The organism is Rhodothermales bacterium, from assembly GCA_013002345.1.
Taxonomy (GTDB): domain Bacteria; phylum Bacteroidota; class Rhodothermia; order Rhodothermales; family JABDKH01; genus JABDKH01.
In genome coordinates this window covers 1-2,999 of the sequence record JABDKH010000198.1, presented here as the reverse complement: position 1 = coordinate 2,999, position 2,999 = coordinate 1, and the positions used below count along the sequence as shown (strand labels likewise).

The following is a 2,999-nucleotide window of genomic DNA, read 5'->3' as shown; positions in this document are numbered from 1 at the left end:
CGGCTAGGAGGGCCCAGACAAGGCGACGCGACAAGGTCTTTCGCTCCTCACTCTGCTGTCTGGTTCAGCGATGACATCTAACGTCTCGGAATTCTGCTGCCGCACCCGCACGCTTCGCAAACCAAGGGTGTTACCAGACGTGCCGAGTGGCTTTCGCGGACAGCAGCAATTCCTTGTTAGACATCCCACCACATGAGTTCGTCACCGATGACCGTTCATGGCGCAACCGGCGCGACAGATTCATGGACGTGCACGATCCGCCATCCGGTGTTGCTCTTCTGCCAGATCTTGGTGACGAACTGTGGAACCGGCTCTCCGTTCGGACCCATCCGGACGCGGAACTCGGTAACCGAATAGCCAGACTCCGGACCAAGAGCGTAGATCGCCTCGGACGCCACCGGACGAGAAGCGCCGTCTGGGATGCGGCTCACAAGACCAGGGCAAGCAGCCTCCAAGTCCGCCCGTCGCGCCATGGTCCGACCCCCGACGACAAAGAGCGGCTCTCGGTCTCCGTAAAGAGCGGCTATGACCGTGCAGTCCTTGCCCTCAAACCTCGCGATCTCGGAGCGGAGTTGGGCCTCGATCTCAGCGGCTACCGCATCCGGATCATAGGGAGGCTCATCGGTCCCGGGGGCAGCGCAGGCCCCCAACAACGGAGCCAAGGATAGGATGCCGAGCGCACTCGCAAGTCGCATTGGGCCACCTGCTTCGATGGGATGTCTAACGTCTTGCGATTCTGCTGCGCGTGCACCGAACACACAAGCGCGAAGCGCTTCCCATTACGGTCTCACGCGACTGCAGCAATCGCTTGTTAGACCGAAACGATATACCGCCACTCCGCCGAACCCTTCGCTGTGTCGCCCTGGCATACCGCCGTGATCTGACACGCCGTGGGCGTCCAGGAGTGGCACGAGTGCTGCCTACCGCAAATCAGTCTCCGGGGCCAGGTGGGCATGGTCCGAGTTCGCGGCGAGGAACGCGTCCCGCAGAGATAACCTTTTGAACGTGAAGCGGTGTGTTTCCACGATATCTGGATCGATCCTGGTCGGGGCGACGAACCCGGTGAGGTGGACCCCTCCATCTGGGTGGATACACCTAGGAGTGACCTGGCTGGCGCGCTCGTAGTATCTAGTCACGATGAGCGCGACCGCACCCAGACCCAGCGCGAGGAAGAATAGGGTCATTATCGACACTGGAATGAATGCGTTTCGCGCTGCGATCCCGAAGAGATCTGCGACGGCACTACGGTAGCGGGTGATCAGAAGCGCGTAGAAGCCGCCGGACGCTAGCGCGACCATGATGCCGCCGGTAACACACCCGAGCTCAAAACTCTCGGAGCCCGCGATATGCCTCAGGCAAACGTCGCAGACTGGAATTCGCACATCGGTCGTTACCGTGATCTTGGTCTCAACAGGAGCGTGGAGATCGCTGGACTCGAAGGCACGCGAAACCTTCTTGTAGGCGTTCGTCTCAGCTCCGCAGCAAGTACATCCAGCGGGCCAACGGATGCTCCTTCCGGTGACGTTGACCGTGCGCAGCTCGTCGTTCATTGGGCTCAAGGTTAGTGGGGCGAGGACTTTGAGAGGCCGGACGAGTTCCCGGCCATTGCGGCAGGAGATTCGCGCTGACCAGCCATCCCCCTGGTCTAGAGAGGCGTGTCCGATACCGTCAAGCTTGAGCCCCGATGGATATCCGAAGGACCAACCGGCGTTTCGGTCTAACGTCCCGGAATTCTGCTGCCGCCCCCGCTCGGTCGCAAATCACAGGCGTTACCAGACGTGCCCTCGACGCCTTCGCGGACAGCAGCAATTCCATGTTAGGAAGCGAACGGCCAGGGGTCACTTGCCAACCATTGTCAGACCCAGCTACGCCTCTCAAGACCCAACCGTGAAGATCGGGTAGGGGCCGACCGAGAACGAGCCTTCTACCGCTAGTGGCTCCACACCCGGGATGAGAGAGCCCGGGTGGCACTGACCCTGAATCGCCCCCGCCGGCGTCCGGCAGAACAGCTCAGCTGTGAAACTGAAGGCTCCCTCTACTCTTTCGTGCGAGGAGCCTGCAACGATGACTTCGCCGGAGGTTACGGCGTAACGCTCTTTAGTACCGTCTTCCAGAACGCGTCGATAGACTCCCGTAAAGCTTCCAGCCCTCGGCGTCTGAGTAAGCAGATAGAATCCGGGTGCCGCTAGGGCGTCGAGGGACGACGATAGGATCACCGTCTCACCTTCCGACTCGCCTTGGCCCCTTGAGGCGATGGAAAAGCCCTGTGTCGTACCGAAGAAACCATCGCCTGTGAACGCGGCGGACGAGTCTGCCTGAACGACCGTCGCCCTCACCCACGAGGGATCGGCCTGTTCAAGCGGGTTCTCGCAGGCCCCGCCGACCACGACGATGGAGAGAAGCACTGCTGTGCGGAGGTTGCACTCCCTGGATTTCATTCTTGGACCCTTCGGACCATGGGCCCCAGCGCTTAGTCCTATGTTGTGGAGCCGGCATGGAATCACTGCTTGTGCGCCTCTATATCGTACGGCACGTGATTCCTTAAGTCAAATCGTGCCAACACGTTATAGCTTTGACCATCACTGATGTAGCCGCCGAGGACTGGCTACACCTCGCTTCCTAACGTCTCGGAATTCTGCTGCAGGACCAGCCTCCTGACAAATCAGAAGTGTTACCCAACGTACTCCCGCAGCCTACCCTGACAGCAGCAATTCCTTGTTAGAGAGCGACCCGGCCTGCTCTGGCCGCGGTCATTCCGCGTGGGGGAAGTGCTCTTCGATGTTCTCTGGAGCCACGACCGAGATCACATCGCTCGAGGAGGCCTTCACGCGATAGTACTTTGGTCCCGTGTCACCCGACTCGTTCAGGTCGTCGGTCCACGTCGCACGCAGCCGGATTGTTATCTCGTCAATGGTCGGGGCCGAATCTCCATAAGTGTCAGGCTCGCCAAAGGCGAAGTAATCCTTCGCCTGCACACAGCCCTTGAACCGCCCTTCGGG

General features: G+C 60.3%; 4 protein-coding genes. All 4 read right to left on the bottom strand.

The features are described 5' to 3' along the window. Positions 1-215 precede the first annotated feature (215 nt). The 4 genes from HKN37_10180 to HKN37_10165 all read right to left on the bottom strand — a co-directional run bounded on the left by HKN37_10180 (position 216) and on the right by HKN37_10165 (position 2,975). Positions 216-695, bottom strand: coding sequence for a hypothetical protein (locus tag HKN37_10180; protein ID NNE47013.1), 480 nt, complete (start codon positions 693-695; stop codon positions 216-218). A gap of 225 nt (positions 696-920) precedes the next feature. Further along, positions 921-1,550: a hypothetical protein gene (locus HKN37_10175; protein ID NNE47012.1), complete on the bottom strand. Its 630-nt coding sequence runs from the start codon at positions 1,548-1,550 to the stop codon at positions 921-923. 324 nt (positions 1,551-1,874) lie between these two features. Continuing rightward, positions 1,875-2,438, bottom strand: coding sequence for a hypothetical protein (locus HKN37_10170; GenBank protein NNE47011.1), 564 nt, complete (start codon positions 2,436-2,438; stop codon positions 1,875-1,877). A 312-nt stretch (positions 2,439-2,750) separates the two neighbouring features. Next, complete coding sequence (locus HKN37_10165) at positions 2,751-2,975, bottom strand: hypothetical protein (GenBank protein NNE47010.1); 225 nt, start codon at positions 2,973-2,975, stop codon at positions 2,751-2,753. Positions 2,976-2,999 lie beyond the last annotated feature (24 nt).